Genomic DNA, 22,560 nt, shown 5'->3' with positions numbered 1-22,560 from the left:
AATTATTTGCTGAGAATATTCTTTACTGCTTCGATTACATATTCCTGTTCTTCTTGCGTCATCTGCGTACTGGACGGAAGGCATAACCCTGTCTCGTACAACTTTGTCGCCACATCTCCTGCTTCATCTGCATAAAACGGCGCATCTTGGAAAAGTGGTTGCTGATGCATCGGCTTCCATAATAAGCGACTATCAATTCCCTTCGCCTTCAATAATGCCATCACGTCTTCCGGTGTTTTCTCATCCGTATCAAATGTCATCGTCGAAAGCCACCGATTTCCTGTTGCAACATCCAATTCCGGCATCATGATAATACTCGGAACATCCGCTAATCCTGCCTCATACGCTGCAAATATCTCCTGTTTTTTAGCCACCCGATCATTCAAAACGTCCATTTGCGCGATACCAATCCCGGCAAGCACATTACTCAAGCGATAATTATAACCAACTTGTTGATGTAAATAATACGGCGCATCTTCTTTCGACTGGCTAGCTAAAAAGCGGGCTTCTGCGATTTTCTCTGGTTGCTTAGAAACTAAAGCACCGCCACCCGATGTCGTAATGATTTTATTCCCATTAAAAGAGAAAATACCAAGGTCACCGAGCGTTCCAAGCGGGACATTTCGATACGTGCCTCCAAGTGCCTCCGCCGCATCTTCTACGATAGGAACCCCGTATTCGTCAGCCAAAGCGATGATTTCGTCCATTTTCGCGGACTGTCCATAAATATGCACAACGATGATTGCTTTTGGCAGTTGCTTCTTTTGTCGCGCGTCTTCTAGTGCCGTTTTGAGAGCAATTGGGGACATGCACCAAGTCTCTTCCTCCGAATCGATAAATACTGGTTTGGCGCCTAGGTACAACGCCGGATTGATGCTGGCGACAAACGTAAACGTGGAGCAAAATACCGTATCGCCCGCACTAACATTTAAAAGTTGAAGCGCTAAATGAATAGCTGCCGTTCCAGAAGAAACAACCGCTGCCTCGGAAACATGATTATACGATGCGATACTTGCTTCAAAGCCGTCTACATTCGAACCCAATGGCGCAATCCAATTTTCCTGAAAAGCCTTCTGAATATATTTCTCTTCCATACCACTCATGTGAGGTACTGCTAACGGAATCATCTTTTTTGTTTTAAGCATGTTTAATCTCGTCCAACCTTTCCATCGTCACTTGCTCTGACGTATTCACATTTTCTCGACGAATCACTTTCAAAATCGTTTTTTTGTAGATGCGCATATCGAGTTTCAGCGACTGATTTTCGACATAAAAGAGGTCTAATTGAAACTTCTCCTGCCAACTGATGCTATTGCGCCCATTCACTTGTGCCCAACCGCTGAGACCTGGCTTCGTATCGTGACGTTTCTTCTCTTCTTCGGAGTAAAAAGCGAGATATTCTTTTAACAGCGGTCGTGGTCCAATAAAATTCATATCACCCTTGATAACATTCAGTAATTGTGGCAACTCATCCAAACTCAGCTTCCGTAATGTGTTACCAAATGGATGAAGCCGTTCGTTATCCGGTAATAACTGACCTTCTGCGTCCCGCTCATCTGTCATTGTTTTAAACTTATATATCTTGAAAATCTTTTCGTGCAAACCTACGCGTTCTTGCGAAAAGATGATTTTCCTGTCTAATTTCACCCATACGAGTACGGCGATGACTAGTAACAATGGCGCTAGTAACAATAACATCACGATGGCTAGGCACCGATCCATATTATTTTTCCATTTCATATACATCTTGCTTATCGACCTCCGTTTCTCTGTACACACTATCTAACTGGTGCCAAATAATTTCAGATCTAAATTCTCGACCCACTCGCATGCGCCCGTTTCTACTAAACTTGTCGGCCAAATCGGTATCTTCAAGTAACGTCATCAGCGCTTTTTTCATATCCGCTACATGACCCGCTTCGACCAGTAATCCCGTTTCATTCGGTATAATCGCGTCTTTTGCTCCCGTCACATTTGTTGTAATAACAGGCACATTCGCCGCAGCTGCCTCTAAAATGACATTTCCAAAGCCCTCACGGTAAGTCGGTAAAATAAACACGTCCATCAAGCGGTAATAAGAAGCAGTTTTAGGGACAAATCCGGTTTTTATGATATCTGGATTTTCCTCGATTCGCTTTTGCGTTAGCGGCGAAACCATATCACCCGCTTCAAAATCACCAACTAAGAGTAGCTTGAGATTCTCGTGTTCCTCAGAAAGTTCCGTGAAAGCCGCCACCAAATCATCGATGCCTTTGTCTTTCGTCAACCGTCCTACATAACCAATGACCTTGCGCCGATTATCTGGCGAGTGTTGTTTCTTCAGATGTGCTACCTCCACCACGTCTAACTGAAATTCAGCTAAATCTAGACCGTTGTAGCTCCCAGATCCCAACACGTGAATCTTCTCTCGCAGTGCTAGCCGTTCTTCCACCAAAACTTCCTTCAAACTAGGGCTGACCGCAAGACATGTCGTGCTCAGTTTACAAACTAATTTTTCAATGAAGTGTAGTAGCTTTCGTTTTTTCCCAGTACACGTCTCAAATCTTAGTCCAATCACCGAGTAAATTCGCATCGGTGTACGTGTCAGAAATGCCGCTATCATGCACAGTAAACTCGCTTTTGGGGTGGATACGTTGGTGATGTCTGGTCTCACTTTTAAATAAATCATGATAATTCGGAGCAAGGAGAACAAATCGGAAAATGGTGATATTTCGCGCGTCATTCGTACGTTGTGCACCGTGATATTCTCCGGTAGCATCTGATCTATCTCTCCACTTGGCGAACAAATCAAGTGAACGTCGTAGCCCAGTTTGCTAAAGTATTCTAGCTGTCCTCGGAGAAGTTGTAGGCTGATCGATGACGTCACGCCCATGAGTAATTTGGCCATATTATAGTCTCCAGTAGTCAATATGACTTGGTTTTTCCACGCTATTTAACGCACCTTTCACATCCATGAAAATCCCGCCTGGCGTGACTAAATCGGCTAAGCCTTCCCAACCAGCTGTTAGATACTCGGCGTGTGGTACTGCCATAATAACCGCGTGACTCGGTTTCAACTCCGTAAAAGCTACGATTTCATCGTTAAGCTTCGTACCTTCCGCTTCCAATTCCGTATCTGAAAGTTGAACCTCGATGCCAAACTGCTTTAATTCAGCGATAATATCCATTACTTTGGAGTTTCTCATATCAGGAACATTCTCTTTAAAAGTCACACCTAGAATCGTCACCACGCTATTTTTTATCGGTAAATCAGCGGCAATCATTTTTTTGATGAGACTAGCAACGATAAAATGGCTCATACCATCATTAATTCGACGACCGGCTAAAATCATATGTGGATCGTAGCCAAGCATCTGCGCCTTGTGTGTTAGATAATAAGGATCGACGCTGATACAATGCCCACCAACAAGACCTGGTGCGAAGGGTAGGAAATTCCACTTCGTTTTCGCTGCGGCTAACACTTCCGATGTATCGATGTCTAACCGATCAAATATCATCGCAAATTCGTTCATGAGTGCGATATTTAGATCTCGTTGCGTATTTTCAATCACTTTCGCGGCTTCGGCTACCTTGATGCTGCTTGCTTTATAGACATCCGCTTGAATCACCGACTTATACGTCTCATAAATAATTTCTGTTACCGCTTCTGTTTGACCAGATACAATTTTGTTAATAGAGGAAAAGGTGTTCTTCTTATCACCGGGGTTAATTCGCTCTGGGGAATAGCCTACATAAAAGTCTTGACCTGCTTTTAATTGGGCATATTTTTCGAGGACTGGCACACATTCTTCTTCGGTCACGCCGGGGTACACTGTCGATTCATACACGACAATCGTTCCGGCTGTTAAATTCTCGCCAATGGTCTTGGAGACACTAATTAACGGCGCTAAATTCGGTTGTTTATCGTTGGTAATCGGGGTTGGTACAGCGACAATAATAAAATCGCATGCCTGTAATTTCGTTACATCTGACGTAAAGTCAATCCTTGCTTGTTTCAGGTTTTCCGTCGTTACTTCTTTTGTCATATCGATATTATGTTGAAGGGCTTGGATACGCTCTTGATTAATATCGAATCCGACGACGTTTTCCTTTTGTCCGAAGGCTACCGCTACTGGTAAGCCGACATAGCCTAGACCTACGACTGCAATTTTCCTAGCCATTATTATAATTCCTCATTTCGTTTGTTGTGTATGGTGTTTTTAAAATCCTGAAAGAATCGTTGTCTGATTTCTTGTAACCGTTCACTCTGAAAAGTTGCCGCTCGTTCAAAAGCCAGCTCGGCGTATCGTTGCCGCTGTTCTTGGTTGTTTGCGAGTTTGACTAATTTCCTAGCTAGCTCGGCAACATCGCTTGGCTCGTGTCGTTGTTCCTTTGTGATGAGTTCTGGAATACCACCGACGTTCGATCCTAAACAACTGCAACCTCTTGATAAGGCTTCGATTAACGCTCTTCCTTGCCCTTCTGTTTTGCTTGGCATCAGGAAAATATCGATATCATCCAACCATTCGTAGACGCCTTGATGAGGTAATGTTCCCGAAAAAACGACGTGTTCTGTTAATCCTAGTTGCTCAATCATTTCAAGCCATTCTTCTTTTGAGCCACGCCCTAAAATTCGAAACTCGAACGGTGGTAAGTCTGATGTAATACTTGCAAGTGCTTGGAAAGCCGTCTCAAAACCTTTATAAGGCGATGATAACGAACCATTCATGCCGATAATCAGTTTTTCCGCTGGCGTCGCGTTTCTTTTTTGGCGTCGCTCAATAGTTTCCATTGCCAGCTTGGGAAGTTCTACATTAGAACAAGATACGCTGTCACCATTTGTCGGGTAACGTTCTTGCAAGTGCCTATCCGTGATATAAAGCGTACGTTGAGATTCTCTAACGCTTCGCTTCATTTTCCGTTCTGCAAAAGGAGCGTATAATTTCCCTTTCCAATCACCGTACGTCGCCATCGCGTTATAAGCATCGCCAACGACTTCAATACAGTAAGGCGTATTCGTTTTCCAAGCTGCTTTGACTGCCATATAGCCGATTTCTGAAGGTAAGCGAGCGATGACTCCATCGGCTTTTTCAACCGCCGCGAGTACCGTTTTGTATCCTTGTGGAAATGGTGTGAAAGCCCTGATTCCATATGGATTTGGCATGCCTTCAAACGCGATTTTTTCTCCACTTGAAAGATTTAAAAACTTCGTATCCAAATCCCCCAACGGTTCCATACGTGCAATGACGGTGAGTTGATCCACATGCGCCACATAACGTTCCCAATTACTATACGAAAACGCCACTTCCGAGTATACCTGCCCATCTTCCGCTTCCAAAAATCGATTATCGTGTGCAAACAACCAGTTCAAACGACTCACCACCTAGACTTTCAAATTATTTTTTTCTTGCGTTACCTGATTACTATTCGCTAGCGCCAACATCTCTTTGCGCAGTTCCTCTTTCGTCCACGCATCATTGTTTTCTAAAATTCTATGCAACGTTTCAAAACTAACAAATTTAGTCTTCCCAACGTAGATTTTAGGGTATATTTGTTGCGGCTCCAGTTCATTCTCTAGCAATAATTCTTCATATAGTTTTTCGCCTGGACGTAAACCGGTAAATTTAATTTCGATGTCGTCTAAAGAATAACCAGATAATCGGATGACATTTTTCGCTAAATCTAGAATTTTGACTTCCTCGCCCATATCTAGGACAAAGATTTCGCCGCCTTGTGAGAAAACTCCAGCTTGTAAAACGAGGCTCGCCGCTTCGGGAATTATCATGAAAAATCGCGTCATCTGCGGATCTGTTACCGTTACCGGACCACCTTTAGCGATTTGCTTTTTGAACATTGGGACAACACTGCCACGACTACCAAGCACATTTCCAAAACGGACCGCCGCGAATTTCGTATCACTTTTTTACGCGAATTCTTGGATAACCATTTCACACATTCGTTTAGATGCACCCATGACACCTGTTGGATTTACCGCTTTATCCGATGAGATCATCACAAACGATTGTACGCCGAATCGATCAGCTGCTTCACTAATATTTCTTGTTCCAATCACATTGTTGTTGATGGCTTCATGTGGATTTGCTTCCATCAACGTCACGTGTTTATGCGCTGCCGCGTGATAGATCGCATTTGGGGCGTATTCTTCCACGATTTCGTGCATTTGTTGGCGATTTTTGATATCTGCAATAATCGGTACAAGTGTTGTATTCCCAGCCTTTTCGCGCAACTCCTGCTCAATCAGATAAATACTATTCTCACCGTGACCGAGCAAGATGAGCGATTTCGGTTCATATTTTAGCAACTGGCGACACATCTCCGAACCGATGGAACCTCCTGCACCTGTGATCAGTACCGTTTGCTGATGCAATTGTCGTTTTATATCCGCATCATTTAATTGAACTGGTTCACGATTTAACAAAGATTGTGTTGGAATATCTGCTAAATCGATGAGCGGCTCATTTTTTAAAAGTAAGTCTTCGATGCATGGAATTCGTCTCAACTCAATGTCAGCAAGCTTACAAAGGCTTTCTATTCTTGTAAAAGCGACTCGCCCCATGTTCGTGATAGCGACAATAACCAAATCTATATCATATAGCTCGATCAACCGTTGTAAGTCTGCTAAAGTCCCGATAACAGAAACACCAGCCAAACTAATATCTTGTTTCTCTTGTGCATCGTCTAGAAAACCGAGAATTCTAAATGTTCCCTCTTGCTCTTTCATGATTTTCTTAGCGATAATATGGCCAGTGTCACCCGCACCTAGTATTAACGTATTTTTTACTTGTTGAAAGTTAGTCTGTTCCATTTATAAACGCATCCTTATCATTTAATAGACGTAATAGTTTTTGCCTTGGCCTTGTTTTTTCACATCGTTTAGAATATATCCCATGACTTTACTATTGGATTGCTCTAGTATTTGTACACTTTTCTGAATCTCTGCTTTATAGGTCTTGTATGCTCGTACAATTAGAAAAGTTCCATCTACCTTACTTGCCAAAATTGGTCCATCGGCAATATCAATCAATGGCGGACTGTCAATAAAAATGAGATCGTATTTCTGTTTGCATTCTTCTAGTAGTTTCTCAAGTTTGGTCGAGGAAAGTAATTCAGCGGGGTTAGGCGGAACGGGGCCACTTGGTAAAAAGTCGATATTGTATTCTTCAATCGGTTGAATGGATTCTTCCAATGTGTGTTGGTTGGCAAGCAAAGTACTCAGTCCGACATTGTTTAACCTGCGAAATAGCTTGTCTTGCGTCGGTCGTCTCATATCGCCGTCAATCAGTAATACCTTCTTATTTTGTTGACCAAAAGTCATCGCGATGTTCGATGTTATCGTGGACTTCCCTTCTCCCGGAATGCTTGATGTGATAAGATACACGTTATTTTGTCCCATGGAGACGAACTCGATATTCGTTCTAATAATCCGAAACTGTTCATTGACTGATTTATTTTCTCCCAACTGAGCTAGTCGATTCACTGGTGGTTTATTTTTTTTCCGAGATAGCGATAGCATACATTTACTCCTATCAAAATTGATTTATATTGCCTAAATGGGTGGCTTTAATAATCGCACGTAACTCTTTTTCATCTCTGATATTCTGCCTCATCGTTTCTTTGAGCACAATAATGGAGATAGCTACGAGGAGCCCGACGATGAATCCCACACCAATCACCAAAGTTTGATTCGGCTTAACTGGTGACATATTTTCAGTCGGTTGTGTCAAAACTCGAATATTATTGGCAGACATAATTTTATCGGATTCTTTCGTTGCTGCTTTGATCAGTTGTTGATTTATTTGTTTAGCTAGTTCACGATCTGCATTTAATACATTAACAGTAAGCACTTGAGAGTCTTTCGAGTTCTCGATTAATATTTGTTTTGCTAGTTGCTCTGTGGATTCTGGTAAATCTAAATTTTTGATTACCGTTCCTAAAACAGTTGGACTTACTAGGATAATTTTGTAGGTGTTAACTAGCTGGATGTTACTCTGTGTTTCTGTTGTTGTGGCTGTGTCCTTTTTATTTTCTTGCTTAATGACTAATTGTGATTGAGATTCATAGATTGGGGTCATAAACTCTTTTGAAATAACAAATCCGCTCATTGCACCCACGATGCATAGGATAATGATGAGCCAGAACCATTTTTTTAACACGTATAGAAAGTCGGCTAGTTCAATTGTTTTTTGCTCCAATGCTATTTAACCTCCACTTTCCATGAAGCCTTTTTATCTGAGTCTTGGTCTTTGTAGGTGATTGTGTATGGTGCATTGCCGTTCACTGTGAAATAACCTGCGCCGCTGATGGACTTGCCTGGTTTGATTTTATCACCTAGGTTTTCGCCTGGATAAATCGCTAATTTCTTGCCTTTGCTGTCTTTAATCTCCATATCGATTGTTGTAAAGCCACGTGATGCAGCTGATTTATTTTCTACCTTCATATCTATTTTCATCACACTATCTTTGACGCCTTTGTCATTTTCTAAATAGGTGGATTTTTCAAATGTAACAATTAGCCCTAGAAAATCTACATGATCGCCTAGTTTGAATGTTTTTTGGTCTGTTGCTTTTACTGTTTCTTGTTGTGCTACTTGTTTTGTTTCTGTTTGATCTTTTTCTGATGATGGATTGCCGCATCCTGTAAGTGCTGATGTGAGACCGATTACTGCTACGAGTCCGATTGCTAATTTTTTCATTCTATTACCTCGCTTATTTTTATATGCTAGGACGGAAAAAACTGTGTTTCCCGTCCTAGCTCGTTTTGTATTATTTTGTTACGACCTTGGCTGTATCGTCTGATCTGTTGTTCTTGCTGTTAATTCTATTAAACCATTTTTGAGAATAGATTAGAAATCAGATTTGGCTTCAACATCCGCCATTCTGTTATGTTACTGATTTCATATACTGGGACGGAAAACCATTCTCCTGTCCCAGCTCATTTTTTATTATTTTGTTACGACTTTTTCTGCGGAAATCCAAGTTCCAGTAGCATCTTTATAGTCTACTTTGACTGTATCGTCAGCTTTTAGATTTGCTTTTGTCCATGTGAAGTTACCGTTTGTTGCAGATACTATTGTTTGTGCAACGCCGTTTACCCATACTCTAACAGTTGTAACGCTTGTTGGCACTGTACCTGTTACTACGCCTTGGCCTTCTGTAATCGTGTTGATGACTGGTGCAAGTGTCGCATTACCTGTTCCTGTTGTAACTGTCACTGATTGTGGTGCTGTATATTGGTTTGTGTTTTCATTTAAAAGCTCTACGCTAACTACTACGCCGTCTTTTTGTTTACCAATAAATTTGCTGTAATTTCCTGATGCGTCTGCAGTGATAACGCTAACTAGATTACCATTGATAGAGAATCTTAGTTTTGCATTTGCAGGGGCTGTTCCTGTTAGTGTGTCGTTATCTGTTGTTAATGCTGCTACAGTATAGTTCACGCTTTTAGGAGCGCCTGTTACAGTTGTTGATTTCGCAAGTTCGTATCTTCCTGTGTCAGGGTTTAGCATTTCTACTGCTACTGTTGTTCCTGCGATTTGAGTTCCTACATATTTGCTGTAGTTACCGCTCGCATCGGCTGTGCCTACATTCACTGCTGCCCCGCCAACTAGGAATCTAAGTTTGGCATTCGCTGGAGCTGTACCCGATACAGTATCTGTTGAGTTTGTCATTGGTTGAATCATCACGTTCACTGCAGCTACTGTTGTTGTTACCGCTGCTTTGTATTTATTTGTTGCTGGATCAAATACTTCTACCCCAACAACTGTTCCTGTTTTTTGTTTGCCGATAAACACTGTATAATTACCGTTCGTATCTACACTCCCTACATTCACAGCTTGACCATTGACAACATATCTCACTTTTACATTTGGTGTTGCTTTACCAGTAATCGAGTCATCATTTTCTGTCATTTTGTTGATAGTTACATTGCTAGATACTGGTGTTACTGTAATCAATGTTTTCGTCGTAAGATTGTATTGACCTGTACGATCTTTGTAATCTACGCCGATAACATCACCAGCTTTACGGTTTCCAATGTTATACGAGAAGTTACCGTTACCGTCCACTGTTACAACTGTTGCTGGTGCATTATTGATGTAGATGCGAATTGTGCCTGGGTTGTATTTCGAAACATCCAATTTACCGCTAAATACGGTGTCTGCTTCTGTCATTGGATTCAATTGTGGTGTTGCTAGTACGCTGTTATTTAGCAGTTGTTGTGCTTTATCTAACTCTGCTTGTAATGCTACTTTTGCTGCTGAGTCTGTTACTTTGTTGACTAGGGCTTGCGCTGCATCAATTGCTGCTTGGTCTGTTAGTGTTTTGATGGCATTACTTGATGGTGTGTTGTTGTTGAATAGCTCATCTACTGCTTTTTTCGCTGCATCTTGCTTCGCTTTTTCGGCTGCCGTTGCTGCGTTTTTAGCGTCTAGTAGGTTTTGAGCTTTGTCTATATCTGCTTGCAATGCTGCTTTTGTTGTTGAATCTGTTACTTTGTTGACTAGGGCTTGCGCTGCATCAATTGCTGCTTGGTTTGTTAGTGTTTTGATGGCATTACTTGATGGTGTGTTGTTGTTGAATAGCTCATCTACTGCTTTTTTCGCTGCATCTTGGTTTGTTTTTTCGGCTGCCGTTGCTGCATTTTTAGCGTCTAGTAGGTTTTGGGCTTTGTCTATATCTGCTTGCAATGCTGCTTTTGTTGTTGAATCTGTTACTTTGTTGACTAGGGCTTGCGCTGCATCAATTGCTGCTTGGTTTGTTGCTGGTTTGATGGCATTGCTTGATGATGTGTTGTTGTTGAACAACTCATCTACTGCTTTTTTGGCCGCATCTTGGTTTGCTTTTTCTGCCACTGATGCTGCGTTTTTAGCATCTAGTTGGCTTTGTGCTTTGTTCAGATTGTTTTGTAACGTTGCTTTTTTCGTTGGGTCCGTTACTTTGTTGACTAGGGCTTGTGCTGCATCAATTTCAGCTTGTGTTAGGGTATTTTTGATATTGCCATTTGGATCTTTATTCGTGAATAAGTTATCGACTGCTGCACTTGCATCTTCAAATGTTGGTCCTTCGTTAGATGCCACTGCTTTTTCTTTAGACTCATACATATCTGTTACTTTAACGTCACTGTATGCTGGTTGACTAGGAGTTGTCCATCTCAATGAAGCATAGCCTTCACCAGCTTCGTTAACAAGTGTTTGCTCAATTTTGATGGTCGCTCCTTTTTCTAGATAGATACTCCCTGTTTCGGCATAATTCGGATACTTCAAACTTTTAATCAATTCTTTTCCATCAATGGCAAGCGTAAAATAATCATCTCCACCGCCATTAAAACGGTAATTACCAGTTTCAGAAATATATATATAACCTGTCTTCTTCACTGTGTAATCAGTAGTTCCTACCCCTGGATATGGTTCTGTCGAGCCGTAATGTTTCGTGAAACTTTCAGGCTCAACTACTTGACCTTTAAAAACATTGGATGAAGTACCATCAAAATATTCTGTCAAGACGCCATGGTCCTTCATTTTTGCTGCTGCTTGTTCCGCTTGTTCTCTTGTTGGGAACGTACTAGAAAGAGGAATATCTGTTCTTTGTCCATCTGGATTTTCTAATTTTAAGTTTGGCATTCCCCATTTTAAAGCCATAAAACCGATACTTCCATCATTCTCCATCGTCTGTGAAACTTCAACGATATCTCCACCGTGGAAATAGCCTACATTCTTGTCGTCAGTTGCATTATACGCACCTGTTGATAACTTTTGCACTCCATTGATTTTAACAGTCGTTCTGTCATCTCCTTGTGTTCTGAAATTATATTGTCCAGAAACTGGGATGACAACGAAAGCTGTTTTCGTTACGGAATAATTCGTTTTTCCTACCCCTGGAAAAGGCTCGTTCGTACCGAAATCCTCACTGAATGTTTTTGCTACATATTCTGTCCCAACTAAGTTGCCTTGCCATGGGTTCGTTTTAATCACTTGCGTATACTCTACTTTTACGCCATTTTGGATGGTGATTTGCCCATTTGCTACCTGTGTTCCCGTTACATCAGCTGCTAACGTATTAAAAGGGATTGTCCCTAAGCTAGAAAACACAATTGTTCCTGCTACTATTACTTTTGATACCTTACTTATCATTTGGTTTTGCTTCTTCATTTTTAAAATCATTCTCCTTCTCAATTTATTTTCTTAACCGTATACCCTTGACTGACTCTCCATATAATCATTTAAGTTTTTTGCGGGCGCGGGAGAACTTATAAACCCATGTTTCTATTTACCTACCATCTTATATTTTCTGAATTCGGATATACCTTTATCCTTTTTTTCAAATAATTTCATTTCCTTAAATTCTCTCAATACTCTATTAACACTAACTCTACTCACACCACAATAAGCAGCAATATAATGTGCGTCCAAGCCTTTTGGCAAAATAAATTTTTGCGGACTTATTTGTGTTCCTAACTGTTCGAATAACATAAGGATTCTGTCCTGCAACTCGTATTGAAACTGCCTGGCATACAATTCAGCAAGTTCCTCATTTCGATTCAGTACCTCAATGAGGACATCTGTGAAAAACGGATGTGTTGCTAGTACATTAAAAAATATATTGGCATCAATTTTCTTTAATACAGCTCTACTTAGTGGCTCATAGCTTATCTTGTTATCACTAATAAATTGGTTGCTCCAAATAACGTCTGTCTCCCCCAAGAAAGCTTGACATATATTTTTTTCTACATTTTTATTATGGGTGATTATTTTGGCTATATGACCTTCCTCAATGATGTAAATATCTTGAATCCTACCTTGTATTATTCTATCTCCTTTTCGAATAACTATCGTTTCCAATAAGTTATCCTGAAAATCATTGGAGTTTATGATGCTTTGTAAAATTGTCTTATCTCGAATGAGTAGCTTGTTTATTGCTAAATAATCCATTTGTAAACCTCCCTAAATGACTAAAATTAATACTACTACGTTTTTGTATTTTTATTAATACGCTAATCCAATCAAAACGTCTTTTTTTATAAGTGCTTCAGAATGATATCCTACACCACATGTTTTATTCTTTTTTAATAAGTTTTTTAACCTTGCTATGACAAGGCTAGTCTCCGTCACAACTCCGACATTTTTTTATGTCTTTTTTTTGTGGTCCATTGCTCTTGTTGTTAATTCTATTAAACCATTTTTAACAATTGATTAAAAATCAAATTTGGCTTCAACATCCGCCATTCTATTTCCAATAAAAAACTCCAATATCAGCAACTTTACTAATACTAGAGCCTCCTTCTATTATTAAACAATTTCATCCATATAAAATATGATGTTACGAATTTGTTCCCAATCATTCTCTGTTGGAACCCGCTCGGCCTTATATAGTTCGCAGTCCAATACCTCATTTTCATCTTTGTAATTACATACAACAACATCCACCTGACGTTCTTTTATAAGCTCATTAGTAACATGATAATTCATCAACAGTGTGATTCTGACATTTTTAATATTGAATTTCTCTACCAAAGTCGCCAAATAGTTTAAATAAGCATTTGGTCCATCGAATGTAAATAAAATGTGGCGCTCACGTTCTTTGAAACGCTTATTATAAGTCATACAATGTGTAAATATCGTCAAATTCACTGCTACATCCTCTATATACTCTATATTAGCAATTTGCTTAATTTGGTCATTTTGCAATAAATCTACCCATTTGTAAAACAACGCCTTATGTCCACCTTTTATGAATTGATTGACCTCATACACATTTTTTTGAAATAAAGGGGTTAGCTTAGACAATAAAATTTGATTACGAAAATAGGAAATAAAAATCCTTAAATCAGATGCTTCGATTGCATCGATGCCTAACACTTGAAATGCCTTCACTAGAAAATCATCGACTGCATCCATTTCCGCTTTAGTATGAAAGCCGCTTATAACCCTATCCTCTAAATACACAAAAATATCCATCGTCAACAAATCCATGTACACCAGCTCATCCTCAGGCATACTATCTACCACCATAATCGGGAGTAGTGATTCCACTACTTGTGCTAACACCTGATATGTCTCCATTTGTTTTTGGATTTTTTTAAGCTCTGGATTTATTTTGATAAAGTGATCTTGTTTAATGCGAGTATTCACTACCATAAGCCAATATATTCCTCTTCTGTATTGTGAATAATTACTGGTTTTCCTGATTTCATCATATCCAGCTAATAATTTTATGTGCAAATCATACTCAGCTTCTGTTGGATGGCTTATCGTCGAAATATCATTCATATTGTAAAAAAAGTTAAAAAAGAAATGTCGAATATTTACTTCCTCACCAAGGATTGCTATCGGTGTTAACGATAACTCCAACTTAAACTCCTTCAATAGGTTTTTCAAGTACGTTAAATATCTGTGTAGCGTCGATGTTGATATAAACAATTCGTCGGCCCACTCATCGATACTCTTGAACTCTTCCTGAAAAACGCCGTTCACAATCAGAAGCAATGGCGATTCCTCAGAAATTCTAACAATCAGATCATCGACGTAATGCGAGTGACTAATCGAATAGCCATACACCGTATTTAGTTCTAATACTTCTTGCTCTGGAAACGAGTGCTCGATATCCTTAATGTCTCTGGATAACGTTCTTTTGGAAATATCCAAATCCTCGGCAATCTCATCTACTGTAAGAGGGAATTTTGCATCGTAGATTTTCTGCAATACCTTGATTTGTCGCCTAACCTTTTTTTCTGCAATTAGCTGTAAAAAGAAATGATTCATACACAACACCCCCATTAAATAAGTGTAAAAGTTAACGTGTTCTTGCATCTCATTATACCCAGCGAATCAAAAAAAGCAATTCACAACTCTTTTTCCTCACAACAAAATAGGACGCAAACTGATTTATAAAACCAGTTTGCGTCCTATTTCGTACTTCGTGGGGGGAGTTTGTGCAAAAATATATGTGATGAGTTACTCATTCTTGTGATGCAATCCTACTTACTTCACAACTTTCACTCTTGTTGCTGAAAACTTATTTCACGTTTAAGAATTGTGTACCTACATATCCTGTTTGACCTTTATAAATTACTTTACTCCAGCCATAGTTGTCTTCAACAAATGTTACTTTTTCACCTTTTTTAAGTGTTCCTAAAATCTTAGATGTTTTGCTTTGGCCAGCGCGAACGTAAACAGTTGATTTAGCAGTTACTGTTTTTGTTGTCGCTTTTTTCACTACTGGCGCTGTTTTTGGTGCTACTTTTGCTTTTGGTGCCACTTTTGTTGGTGCTGGTTTCACTGCTGGTGCTACTTTCTTAGCTGTATCAACTTGTTTGCCTGGAACGTTTAGGAATCTAGTTCCAACATAGCCAGTTTTACCTTTGTATGTTACTTTACTCCAACCGTAGTCATCTTTTACAAAGTATACTTTCTCACCTTTTTTAAGTGTTCCGAGTACTTTAGATCCAGTGTTTTCACCAGCGCGTACATTTACTGCTGATTTCACGGTTACCATTTGTGGTTTTGCTGTGTAATAAGTAGTTTGTGTTGCTGCCTCTGCTGTGAATGCTCCTGCTGCTACTGTTGTGAATGCCAATGTCAATGCTAGTCCTGCTGCTGCCACCATTTTAGTTGTTTTGTTGTTCAATACGTTGTTCATCATAATCTCTCCTTCAAATTTAGGTTTATTAGTTATTTTGGATAATTGCAGTGTTTTTATTTTTCTAAGGGGCGCCCTTTCGATACCTTTATATTACACCACGATGATTTCAAAGTCAATACTTTTATTACGATTATATTACAAATATTTATGAATTGTATCAAAAAAAGAGCGATTCTTACACTAAACTAGCCTTTTTAAGCTTATTTTTAGTAACGAATTGGCATTATATCAAGTGAAACACATCTCCACGTTACATTTTTGTAACATTACCGTAACATAGGTTTATTAGGCTATCCTTTTCCCTAGCTATGATATAATAATAGAGACAAGAATGCTTAAAGGAGGAAATGATTTATGGCTAACAAAGAAGCAATTGCCTACATTGGTACATACACCAAAGTAGAAAGTGAAGGAATTTATCGCCTTCATATTGATAAAAAAACAGGTGAGATTACACAAAATAAACTCGCTGGAAAAATGGATAATCCAACCTATCTAAAACTAACGGATGATCAAAAACATCTTTATTCGGTAGCAAAAGACGGTGACAAAGGTGGCGTTGCTGCTTTTGCGATTAAAGAAGATGGCTCTCTTGAACATCTGAATCAAGAAGTCCAAGCTGGAAATCCTCCTTGTTATGTCGATGCATCCAAAGACGGCGCTTATGTCGTATCAGCGAATTATCATTTAGGAACGATTGTTGCCTATCCAACCGAAAAAAATGGCGCGCTAAAAGCTCCGAGCTCATCCGTTCAGCATATCGGAACTGGGCCTAACACAGAGCGTCAAGAAAAAGCTCATGCTCATTTCGCTGGTTTTACACCGGATGAGAAATTTGTCATCACGTGCGATCTTGGTACGGATTACGTGACAACTTATGCATTAAATGACGGAATTCTTGATAAAGTTAGTGATTTGAAGGTGGCAGGTGGTAGCGGTCCTCGTAACCTTGTTTTCCATCCGAACGACAAAATTGCTTATATTATGACGGAAATGGCGGCTGACGTTGTTGTTGCAGCTTATGATGAAGCAACTGGCGCGTTAACTGAGATTCAAAGCATTGCTTCTTTGCCAGCTGATTTTAGCGGTGAAAATAAAGGTAGCGCGATTCATATTTCTAACGATGGTCGCTTCCTCTACGTTTCCAATCGTGGACAAGACGCGGTTGTGACTTTTGCGATTGATGCGGAAGGTAAATTGAGCTTGGCTGCTACTACTCCTGTGGAAGGCGTTGGTCCTCGTGACTTTGACCTTGATCCAAGCGGCGAAATTTTATTGGTATCAAACGAAAACACGAACAACGTAACGGTATTTGGCGTGAATAAAGAAACCGGCGCGCTGACTTTACTTCAAAAAGATATCCACGTGCCAGAGCCGGTTTGCGTGAAATTTATTAACGAGTGATAAACAAAGAGGCCCCAACGCGCAAACGTTCGGAGCCTCTTTATTAGGAGGAAATTTTATGACATTAACTATTGGTTATATCGGATTTGGGAAAAGTACGACGCGTTATCATATGCCTTACACGCTGATTCGCGACAATATTCGGATTAAAACGATTTACAATCATCGCCGTAAACCAGAGCTTGAGGCAGAGTACGCGGCACATAATATTCAATTCACGGATCAACTTGAGGAAATTCTGCAAGACGAGGAAATTCAATTGCTCAGCATCTGCACGCCCGCAAGCACGCACTATAATCTCGCTAAAAAAGCATTAGAAAATGGCAAAAATGTACTCGTCGAAAAACCGTTTTGCACGACCTCCGAGGAAGCTGAGGAATTGTTCACACTCGCTAAATCAAAAGGCTTAATCGCGATGGCGTATCAAAACCGTCGTTTCGATAGTGATTTCCTGGCTGTCAAAGAGGTACTAGCTAGCGGTAAATTAGGCGACCTTGTCGAGCTCGAATCGCATATGGATTACTACCGTCCAGAAGCTCCCGACGCACCCGGCGAATATTATGACGGTGCATTTTACGGACTTGGCGTTCACATGATGGACCAAATTATCGATTTATTCGGTCGTCCGGATGAAGTCAGCTATGATATTCGTTCCGTCCGCAATCCGAACAACACCGATGATACGTTCGAAGTGCAATTCTTCTATCCAACATTGAAAGTTATCATCAAAACGAGCCATTTAGTGAATATTCCCTATCCAAAATTCATCCTTCACGGCACAAAAGGCAGTTTTGTCAAATACGGTATCGATCAACAAGAAACGTATCTGAAGGCTGGTGTGATGCCTGGTGCGCCTGATTTTGGTGTCGATCCAGAAAGCAGTTATGGCACACTCGTTTATGTCGATGCAAACGGCGAAACACAAGAAGAAACTGTACCAACACCGCTTGGCGACTACGGTCGACTTTACGACCAGCTTCACGACGCCATCCTAAACGGCACACCAAAACTAGTCAGCGATGAAGAAACGCTAACCAACATGACTATTCTAGAACAAGGTTTCACCGGCAAAAATCCGCGCGTGATAACTTTATAAATAAAGAAAGTCCATCGCTCTCCTTTTTCTCGAGAACGGTGGACTTTTTCCTAGTTTACCAGACTAATTGCCAAGTTACGCCGAATTTATCGGTTACCCATGTCACTTTTTTGAATGGCGGAAGTTCTATTGGTCCCATCATCACAGAGCCACCTTCAGAAAACGCTGCAAACAGGCGATCAAATTCTGGCTCATCTTTGCATTGCACAAGAATCGAAAACGACCACGCAAACGGTGTCGCGTACTCCGCCTCCATGTCCATCACCATGAATGATTGACCGCGAATTTCGAACGTACCATTCATCAGTTTCCCCGTATCACCACGATCATTTTCACCAATGTACGTCTTGCCTAATGTCTTTACATCATCACCAAACAGCCCCACATAAAAGTCCATCGCTGCTTCTGCTTCCCCGCTAAACGTCAAAAAAGTGGAAACCGTACTATTTTTATCAAGTTCCATTTTGCATTCCTCCATCTCACTTATTTATTACATCACACCGATTAATATCAACAAGAAGAAAATAATCCAGAACACGATATACGCCATCGAAATAATAAATCCGATAATTGGGAAAAAATTGCGTTCTCGCTCGCTGGCAATTCCTGAAATCGATACAATTAGCGTTAAAACCGCTACACCAAAAATTACAATAAACCAATTACTCGCCGTGACAAATCCAATCTCCACTGGCTTTATAAAAATCATAACAATACATAGAATTCCTAGTAAAAATGCCATAAAGCCTAAGAAAGTTGTTCGTTTTTTGATCGGTACTTCTTCCATGTCATTCATTGTTCTTCATCCCTTTATCCTAATTTTTAACGACACCACGCGCTACGTATTGCATATCATTCGCCGATTCTACCGTGTATTTGCCGTTTTCATAACTTATTTTAGTCACGCTCGCATTTTCAATCGGCCCGTCAACACGTGTTGGGTCAAGCAGCGAAAGCAAGATATTAATGACCATACCGTGGCAAATCACGAGTACATTGCCATCTGTTTGCTCGCTACAAATCAAATCCAGCGACTGCAACAATCGCTCCGTGAAAATATCCCAATTCTCCGCCATGCCAGTCTCATCCATATCTGCTACCGCATCGATCATCACCCGCGGCGCATCATGCTTATGTACTTCAAAAAACGCCTCCACAGAATCAAATCCGTGCATTTTACTCACCGTTTCCCACATAAACAAGTTGTATTCGCCTTCAAATTTACCAAAACCGAACTCGCGCAATCCTTTCAACTGATTCGCAGGCAATTCGAAAGCCCCATGCCTCATCACAATATCCGCCGTTTCAAGCGTCCGCCCGCGATCGCTCGTATAAAGCGCTTCAAACTTCGTATTCGCAAGACCTCGTCCTAGCTGCTCCGCCACAAGAACGCCCTCTTCTGTAAGCGGCGAATCCGCCCAACCTTGCACACGCTCCGTCGTATTCAGCATCGTTTTTCCGTGTCGCGTCACATATAAAGTCACTTTCCCAGCCATTTTCACAAGCACCACCGTTTCTTAAAAGATACCCTTAGTGTATCAAGCCCAGCCGCGTTTTGCAATAAAACAAAGCGCCTTTCTTGCAATAAGAAAAGCGCTTTGTCGTATAATTAATCCACACCACGCATATATTTTTTCAAAAGCGGTGCGCCAAGGAAAAGTAAAATTGCAAAGGCTACAGCGCCAAATCCGAAAAGTCCGAAATACAAAATCTCTGTTTTCGCGTTGAAATACTGCGTTGTTTGCGCGTTGAATGCCTGTGCCATCGAGTCTGACAAGAACCAAACACTCATCGTTTGGGAGGCAAATGCCGCTGGCGCTAGTTTTGTCGTAGCTGATAACCCGACTGGTGACAAGCACATCTCACCTACGATACAGATAAAGAAGCTCAGCACTAGCCACATCGGACTTACCGCGGTTGTCGTGTTTCCCGCAAGCAACCCTGGCAACATCATAATCACGAACGATAGGCCAGCAAAAAATAGACCTAACGCAAATTTTCGCGGTGTTCCTGGTTGCCTTTTTCCAAGCTTTGTCCAAATCCATGCGAAAATTGGTGATAAAATAATAATGAACATCGGATTCAGTGATTGGAAAACACCTGGCGATAATTCAAAACTGCCAACGCTCAGATCCGTTCGGTTCGCAGCAAATAAGGCTAGTGTGGTCGATCCTTGCTCTTCAATCATCCAAAACATGACCGAAATAAGGAACAGAGGTATGTAAGCTGTAAGTCGCGAGCGCTCGTCCTTCGTCGTTTTCTTACTCGTCATCATGACAATAAAATAAATCAGCGGGATAATGACACCCATAATCGTCACTGTCATAATCACCGTTTGCAATGTAAATTCGCCTTGAAGCCATGCCACAATCGTACCAATCGCAGCAATACCAGCTAATACGCCAAGCGCCAAACCAGACATTTTCTTCTTCTCGGCACTTTTTAGCGGGTTCGGAACTTTCTTCCCAGCATCGCGCAAATACATTTTTCCAGTAATAACATAAACAATGAGTCCCAGAGCCATCCCGACAGCCGCCACACCAAACCCAGCATGATAACTATTCGCGGAATTCGACACTTGCGTCACGATAAATGGCGCGATAAAAGCCCCCAAGTTAATCCCCATGTAAAAAATACTAAACCCTGCGTCACGTTTCTGATCCCCTTTTGGATAAAGATCACCTACAACATTCGACACATTCGGTTTCAAAAAGCCCGTTCCAATGATGATAAAGAACATCGATATGAAAAGTGCCGACGCGCCTCCAGGAAATGACAAGACAATGTGCCCCACCATAATCAAGACACCACCATAAAAAATCGTGCGGCGCGGTCCTAAAATTCGATCCGCCGTCCAGCCACCGATAACGCCAGACATGTAAACGAGCGAACCGTAAATCGACATAATCGCCGTCGCTGTCGCCTGAGAAAATCCGAGTCCACCATCAACAACCGCCGTATACATATAGAAAATAAGAATAGCGCGCATTCCATAATAAGAAAAACGCTCCCAGAATTCCGTAAAGAACAATGTCGCGAGCCCTCTAGGATGTCCAAAAAATGTCTTACCACTACTGTCCTTAATCTCCATCGCCCTAACCTCCCTTTTTCCTAGTTAAAAATAGGACGCCGAACTTAAAAACCGCCCAGCGTCCCAAAAGTACAAACAAAATTAGCCGATATTACAAGGCATTCTTATAAATTTCACGACTCACGTCAAGCGTTTGATCGCCACGTTCGGAAACAGCCGTCAGACCATGTTTTTCAAGTTGTGAAACGAGCGCATCCACGACTTCATCGCCAAGCTCATAATCCTTGAAATGCGTCGGCGCGCCTAGTAATTCAAAGAAAGCACGCGTTTTATCGATGGCCGCTTGAATTTTCTCATCATCCGTCCCGTCCGTAATATGCCAAACACGCTCTGCATATTGCAACAACTTCGCGCCCTTTTGCTCTTTACGAATCTCAAGCAACGATGGCAACACAATCGCCAACGTCCGCGCATGGTCAATATGATACAGCGCCGTAATCTCGTGGCCTAAACCGTGGCTCGACCAATCCCCCGGAACCCCTTTGTTCAGCGTCCCGTTCAGCGCATAAGTCGCCGCCCACATAAAGTTCGCACGCAGATTGTAGTCATGATTCGACTCATCCACCACGTCCGGCCCAATCTCAATCAGCGTCTCAAGCAAGCCTTCCGCAAACCGATCCTGCACCATTCCGCCGACCGGATACGTCATATATTGCTCCATAATATGCACAAACGAATCGATCACACCATTCGCCAATTGGCGCTTCGGCAACGTATACGTCAACTCCGGATCAAGAATCGAAAACTGCGGGAACGTCACAGCGCTACCAAATCCAAGTTTCGCTTTTTTCTCAACGATACTCACGACACCGCCACTGTTCATCTCAGACCCCGTCGCAGGAAGCGTCAACACCGTACCAAACGGCAAAGCCTCCTTAATCGGAATACCTTCACCAATCCCACTACCAAAAATATTAATCGGCTCACTATCAAAAAGCGCGCCCGCCGCAACGAATTTCGTTCCATCAATAACAGAACCACCGCCGACAGCTAGCAAATAATTGTAGCCATCCTTCTTCACCAGCTCAATCGCACGTAAAAGCGTCGCGTATGTAGGATTCGCTTCAATCCCACCAAACTCACCAAACGTGTGTCCAGTAAGCGCCTCGCGAACCTTCGCAAGCGTACCAAAACGCTCCACACTGCCGCCACCATAAAGCACTAGCACCTTCTTATCGGTTGGAATCAATGTCGCTAATTCACCAATCCGGTCTTTTCCAAACACGATGTGCGTTGGGTTATAATAATCAAAATTTGCAATTCCTTTATTCATTGTATAAAGTCCCCGCTTTCTTTTTGCCTTAGATTTTGTCACGTATCCATATTATCACAAA

Annotated in this window: 19 protein-coding genes and 1 pseudogene; 2 read left to right on the top strand and 18 right to left on the bottom strand. The window is 41.3% G+C overall.

Going from position 1 to position 22,560, the window contains the following annotated elements; translation table 11 throughout:
- Positions 1 to 2: 2 nt before the first annotated feature.
- From HPK16_RS09965 to HPK16_RS09900, 13 genes and pseudogenes are all read right to left on the bottom strand, one after another.
- Entirely contained in the window at positions 3 to 1,145 is a 1,143-nt protein-coding gene (locus HPK16_RS09965; protein ID WP_181676825.1) for a DegT/DnrJ/EryC1/StrS family aminotransferase, read from the bottom strand.
- The gene (locus HPK16_RS09960) at positions 1,138 to 1,746 is read right to left on the bottom strand and encodes a sugar transferase (protein WP_181676824.1); all 609 of its coding nucleotides are present in this window, start codon (positions 1,744 to 1,746) and stop codon (positions 1,138 to 1,140) included. The genes HPK16_RS09965 and HPK16_RS09960 overlap by 8 nt, the downstream gene beginning before the upstream one ends.
- Positions 1,724 to 2,887, bottom strand: coding sequence for a glycosyltransferase family 4 protein (locus HPK16_RS09955; RefSeq protein ID WP_181676823.1), 1,164 nt, complete (start codon positions 2,885 to 2,887; stop codon positions 1,724 to 1,726). Before HPK16_RS09955 ends, HPK16_RS09960 begins: the two co-directional genes overlap by 23 nt.
- Position 2,888: 1 nt before the next feature.
- Positions 2,889 to 4,160 (bottom strand): nucleotide sugar dehydrogenase, encoded by a 1,272-nt coding sequence (locus tag HPK16_RS09950; RefSeq protein WP_181676822.1) that lies wholly within the window; start codon positions 4,158 to 4,160, stop codon positions 2,889 to 2,891.
- Between the two features lie 2 nt (positions 4,161 to 4,162).
- Complete coding sequence (locus HPK16_RS09945) at positions 4,163 to 5,350, bottom strand: glycosyltransferase family 4 protein (RefSeq protein WP_181676821.1); 1,188 nt, start codon at positions 5,348 to 5,350, stop codon at positions 4,163 to 4,165.
- Positions 5,351 to 5,362: 12 nt separating this feature from the next.
- A pseudogene (locus tag HPK16_RS16845) lies at positions 5,363 to 6,805 on the bottom strand (polysaccharide biosynthesis protein).
- A gap of 21 nt (positions 6,806 to 6,826) precedes the next feature.
- Positions 6,827 to 7,513, bottom strand: coding sequence for a CpsD/CapB family tyrosine-protein kinase (locus HPK16_RS09930; RefSeq protein WP_036059925.1), 687 nt, complete (start codon positions 7,511 to 7,513; stop codon positions 6,827 to 6,829).
- Positions 7,514 to 7,526: 13 nt separating this feature from the next.
- Entirely contained in the window at positions 7,527 to 8,192 is a 666-nt protein-coding gene (locus HPK16_RS09925; RefSeq protein WP_181676818.1) for a YveK family protein, read from the bottom strand.
- Between the two features lie 2 nt (positions 8,193 to 8,194).
- Positions 8,195 to 8,692 carry a DUF4352 domain-containing protein gene (locus HPK16_RS09920; RefSeq protein WP_181676817.1) on the bottom strand — a complete coding sequence of 166 codons (498 nt, stop codon included), beginning with the start codon at positions 8,690 to 8,692 and terminating at the stop codon, positions 8,195 to 8,197.
- A gap of 249 nt (positions 8,693 to 8,941) precedes the next feature.
- On the bottom strand, positions 8,942 to 12,145 hold the full coding sequence (locus tag HPK16_RS09915) for a toxin Cry1Ac domain D-VI-related protein (RefSeq protein ID WP_181676816.1): 3,204 nt from the start codon (positions 12,143 to 12,145) through the stop codon (positions 8,942 to 8,944).
- Positions 12,146 to 12,259: 114 nt separating this feature from the next.
- A complete protein-coding gene (locus tag HPK16_RS09910) occupies positions 12,260 to 12,925 on the bottom strand; it encodes a Crp/Fnr family transcriptional regulator (protein WP_181676815.1) in 666 nt (221 codons plus the stop codon).
- Positions 12,926 to 13,282: 357 nt separating this feature from the next.
- The gene (locus tag HPK16_RS09905; protein WP_181676814.1) at positions 13,283 to 14,755 is read right to left on the bottom strand and encodes an AcpB/EbpR/MafR family transcriptional regulator; all 1,473 of its coding nucleotides are present in this window, start codon (positions 14,753 to 14,755) and stop codon (positions 13,283 to 13,285) included.
- 253 nt (positions 14,756 to 15,008) lie between these two features.
- A complete protein-coding gene (locus tag HPK16_RS09900) occupies positions 15,009 to 15,632 on the bottom strand; it encodes an SH3 domain-containing protein (RefSeq protein WP_181676813.1) in 624 nt (207 codons plus the stop codon).
- A gap of 357 nt (positions 15,633 to 15,989) precedes the next feature.
- On the opposite strand from HPK16_RS09900, the gene HPK16_RS09895 reads away from it, so the two are divergent.
- Both HPK16_RS09895 and HPK16_RS09890 read left to right on the top strand, forming a co-directional pair.
- Entirely contained in the window at positions 15,990 to 17,039 is a 1,050-nt protein-coding gene (locus HPK16_RS09895) for a lactonase family protein (RefSeq protein WP_181676812.1), read from the top strand.
- A gap of 58 nt (positions 17,040 to 17,097) precedes the next feature.
- Positions 17,098 to 18,135, top strand: coding sequence for an oxidoreductase (locus HPK16_RS09890; protein ID WP_181676811.1), 1,038 nt, complete (start codon positions 17,098 to 17,100; stop codon positions 18,133 to 18,135).
- Positions 18,136 to 18,190: 55 nt separating this feature from the next.
- Here HPK16_RS09890 and HPK16_RS09885 read toward each other — a convergent pair whose 3' ends face one another.
- The 5 genes from HPK16_RS09885 to HPK16_RS09865 all read right to left on the bottom strand — a co-directional run bounded on the left by HPK16_RS09885 (position 18,191) and on the right by HPK16_RS09865 (position 22,499).
- The gene (locus HPK16_RS09885; protein ID WP_181676810.1) at positions 18,191 to 18,598 is read right to left on the bottom strand and encodes a VOC family protein; all 408 of its coding nucleotides are present in this window, start codon (positions 18,596 to 18,598) and stop codon (positions 18,191 to 18,193) included.
- A 27-nt stretch (positions 18,599 to 18,625) separates the two neighbouring features.
- Positions 18,626 to 18,931: a hypothetical protein gene (locus tag HPK16_RS09880; protein WP_181676809.1), complete on the bottom strand. Its 306-nt coding sequence runs from the start codon at positions 18,929 to 18,931 to the stop codon at positions 18,626 to 18,628.
- 19 nt (positions 18,932 to 18,950) lie between these two features.
- The gene (locus tag HPK16_RS09875; RefSeq protein WP_343064812.1) at positions 18,951 to 19,637 is read right to left on the bottom strand and encodes a histidine phosphatase family protein; all 687 of its coding nucleotides are present in this window, start codon (positions 19,635 to 19,637) and stop codon (positions 18,951 to 18,953) included.
- 107 nt (positions 19,638 to 19,744) lie between these two features.
- Positions 19,745 to 21,226, bottom strand: coding sequence for a peptide MFS transporter (locus HPK16_RS09870; RefSeq protein WP_181676807.1), 1,482 nt, complete (start codon positions 21,224 to 21,226; stop codon positions 19,745 to 19,747).
- Between the two features lie 91 nt (positions 21,227 to 21,317).
- Entirely contained in the window at positions 21,318 to 22,499 is a 1,182-nt protein-coding gene (locus HPK16_RS09865; RefSeq protein WP_181676806.1) for an iron-containing alcohol dehydrogenase, read from the bottom strand.
- Positions 22,500 to 22,560 lie beyond the last annotated feature (61 nt).

Origin of the sequence: Paenilisteria rustica, from assembly GCF_013820765.1 — a bacterium.
Lineage (GTDB): Bacteria > Bacillota > Bacilli > Lactobacillales > Listeriaceae > Listeria_A > Listeria_A rustica.
This window is presented reverse-complemented; position numbering and strand designations above follow the sequence as displayed.

Coding starts and splice junctions, on each gene's coding strand:
- HPK16_RS09960 (WP_181676824.1), bottom strand. CDS start 1,746: ATGTATATGAAATGGAAAAATAATATGGATCGGTGCCTAGCCATCGTG.
- HPK16_RS09870 (WP_181676807.1), bottom strand. CDS start 21,226: ATGGAGATTAAGGACAGTAGTGGTAAGACATTTTTTGGACATCCTAGA.
- HPK16_RS09955 (WP_181676823.1), bottom strand. CDS start 2,887: ATGGCCAAATTACTCATGGGCGTGACGTCATCGATCAGCCTACAACTT.
- HPK16_RS09865 (WP_181676806.1), bottom strand. CDS start 22,499: ATGAATAAAGGAATTGCAAATTTTGATTATTATAACCCAACGCACATC.
- HPK16_RS09965 (WP_181676825.1), bottom strand. CDS start 1,145: ATGCTTAAAACAAAAAAGATGATTCCGTTAGCAGTACCTCACATGAGT.
- HPK16_RS09880 (WP_181676809.1), bottom strand. CDS start 18,931: ATGAATGACATGGAAGAAGTACCGATCAAAAAACGAACAACTTTCTTA.
- HPK16_RS09915 (WP_181676816.1), bottom strand. CDS start 12,145: ATGAAGAAGCAAAACCAAATGATAAGTAAGGTATCAAAAGTAATAGTA.
- HPK16_RS09895 (WP_181676812.1), top strand. CDS start 15,990: ATGGCTAACAAAGAAGCAATTGCCTACATTGGTACATACACCAAAGTA.
- HPK16_RS09905 (WP_181676814.1), bottom strand. CDS start 14,755: ATGAATCATTTCTTTTTACAGCTAATTGCAGAAAAAAAGGTTAGGCGA.
- HPK16_RS09930 (WP_036059925.1), bottom strand. CDS start 7,513: ATGCTATCGCTATCTCGGAAAAAAAATAAACCACCAGTGAATCGACTA.
- HPK16_RS09950 (WP_181676822.1), bottom strand. CDS start 4,160: ATGGCTAGGAAAATTGCAGTCGTAGGTCTAGGCTATGTCGGCTTACCA.
- HPK16_RS09920 (WP_181676817.1), bottom strand. CDS start 8,692: ATGAAAAAATTAGCAATCGGACTCGTAGCAGTAATCGGTCTCACATCA.
- HPK16_RS09885 (WP_181676810.1), bottom strand. CDS start 18,598: ATGGAACTTGATAAAAATAGTACGGTTTCCACTTTTTTGACGTTTAGC.
- HPK16_RS09910 (WP_181676815.1), bottom strand. CDS start 12,925: ATGGATTATTTAGCAATAAACAAGCTACTCATTCGAGATAAGACAATT.
- HPK16_RS09890 (WP_181676811.1), top strand. CDS start 17,098: ATGACATTAACTATTGGTTATATCGGATTTGGGAAAAGTACGACGCGT.
- HPK16_RS09900 (WP_181676813.1), bottom strand. CDS start 15,632: ATGAACAACGTATTGAACAACAAAACAACTAAAATGGTGGCAGCAGCA.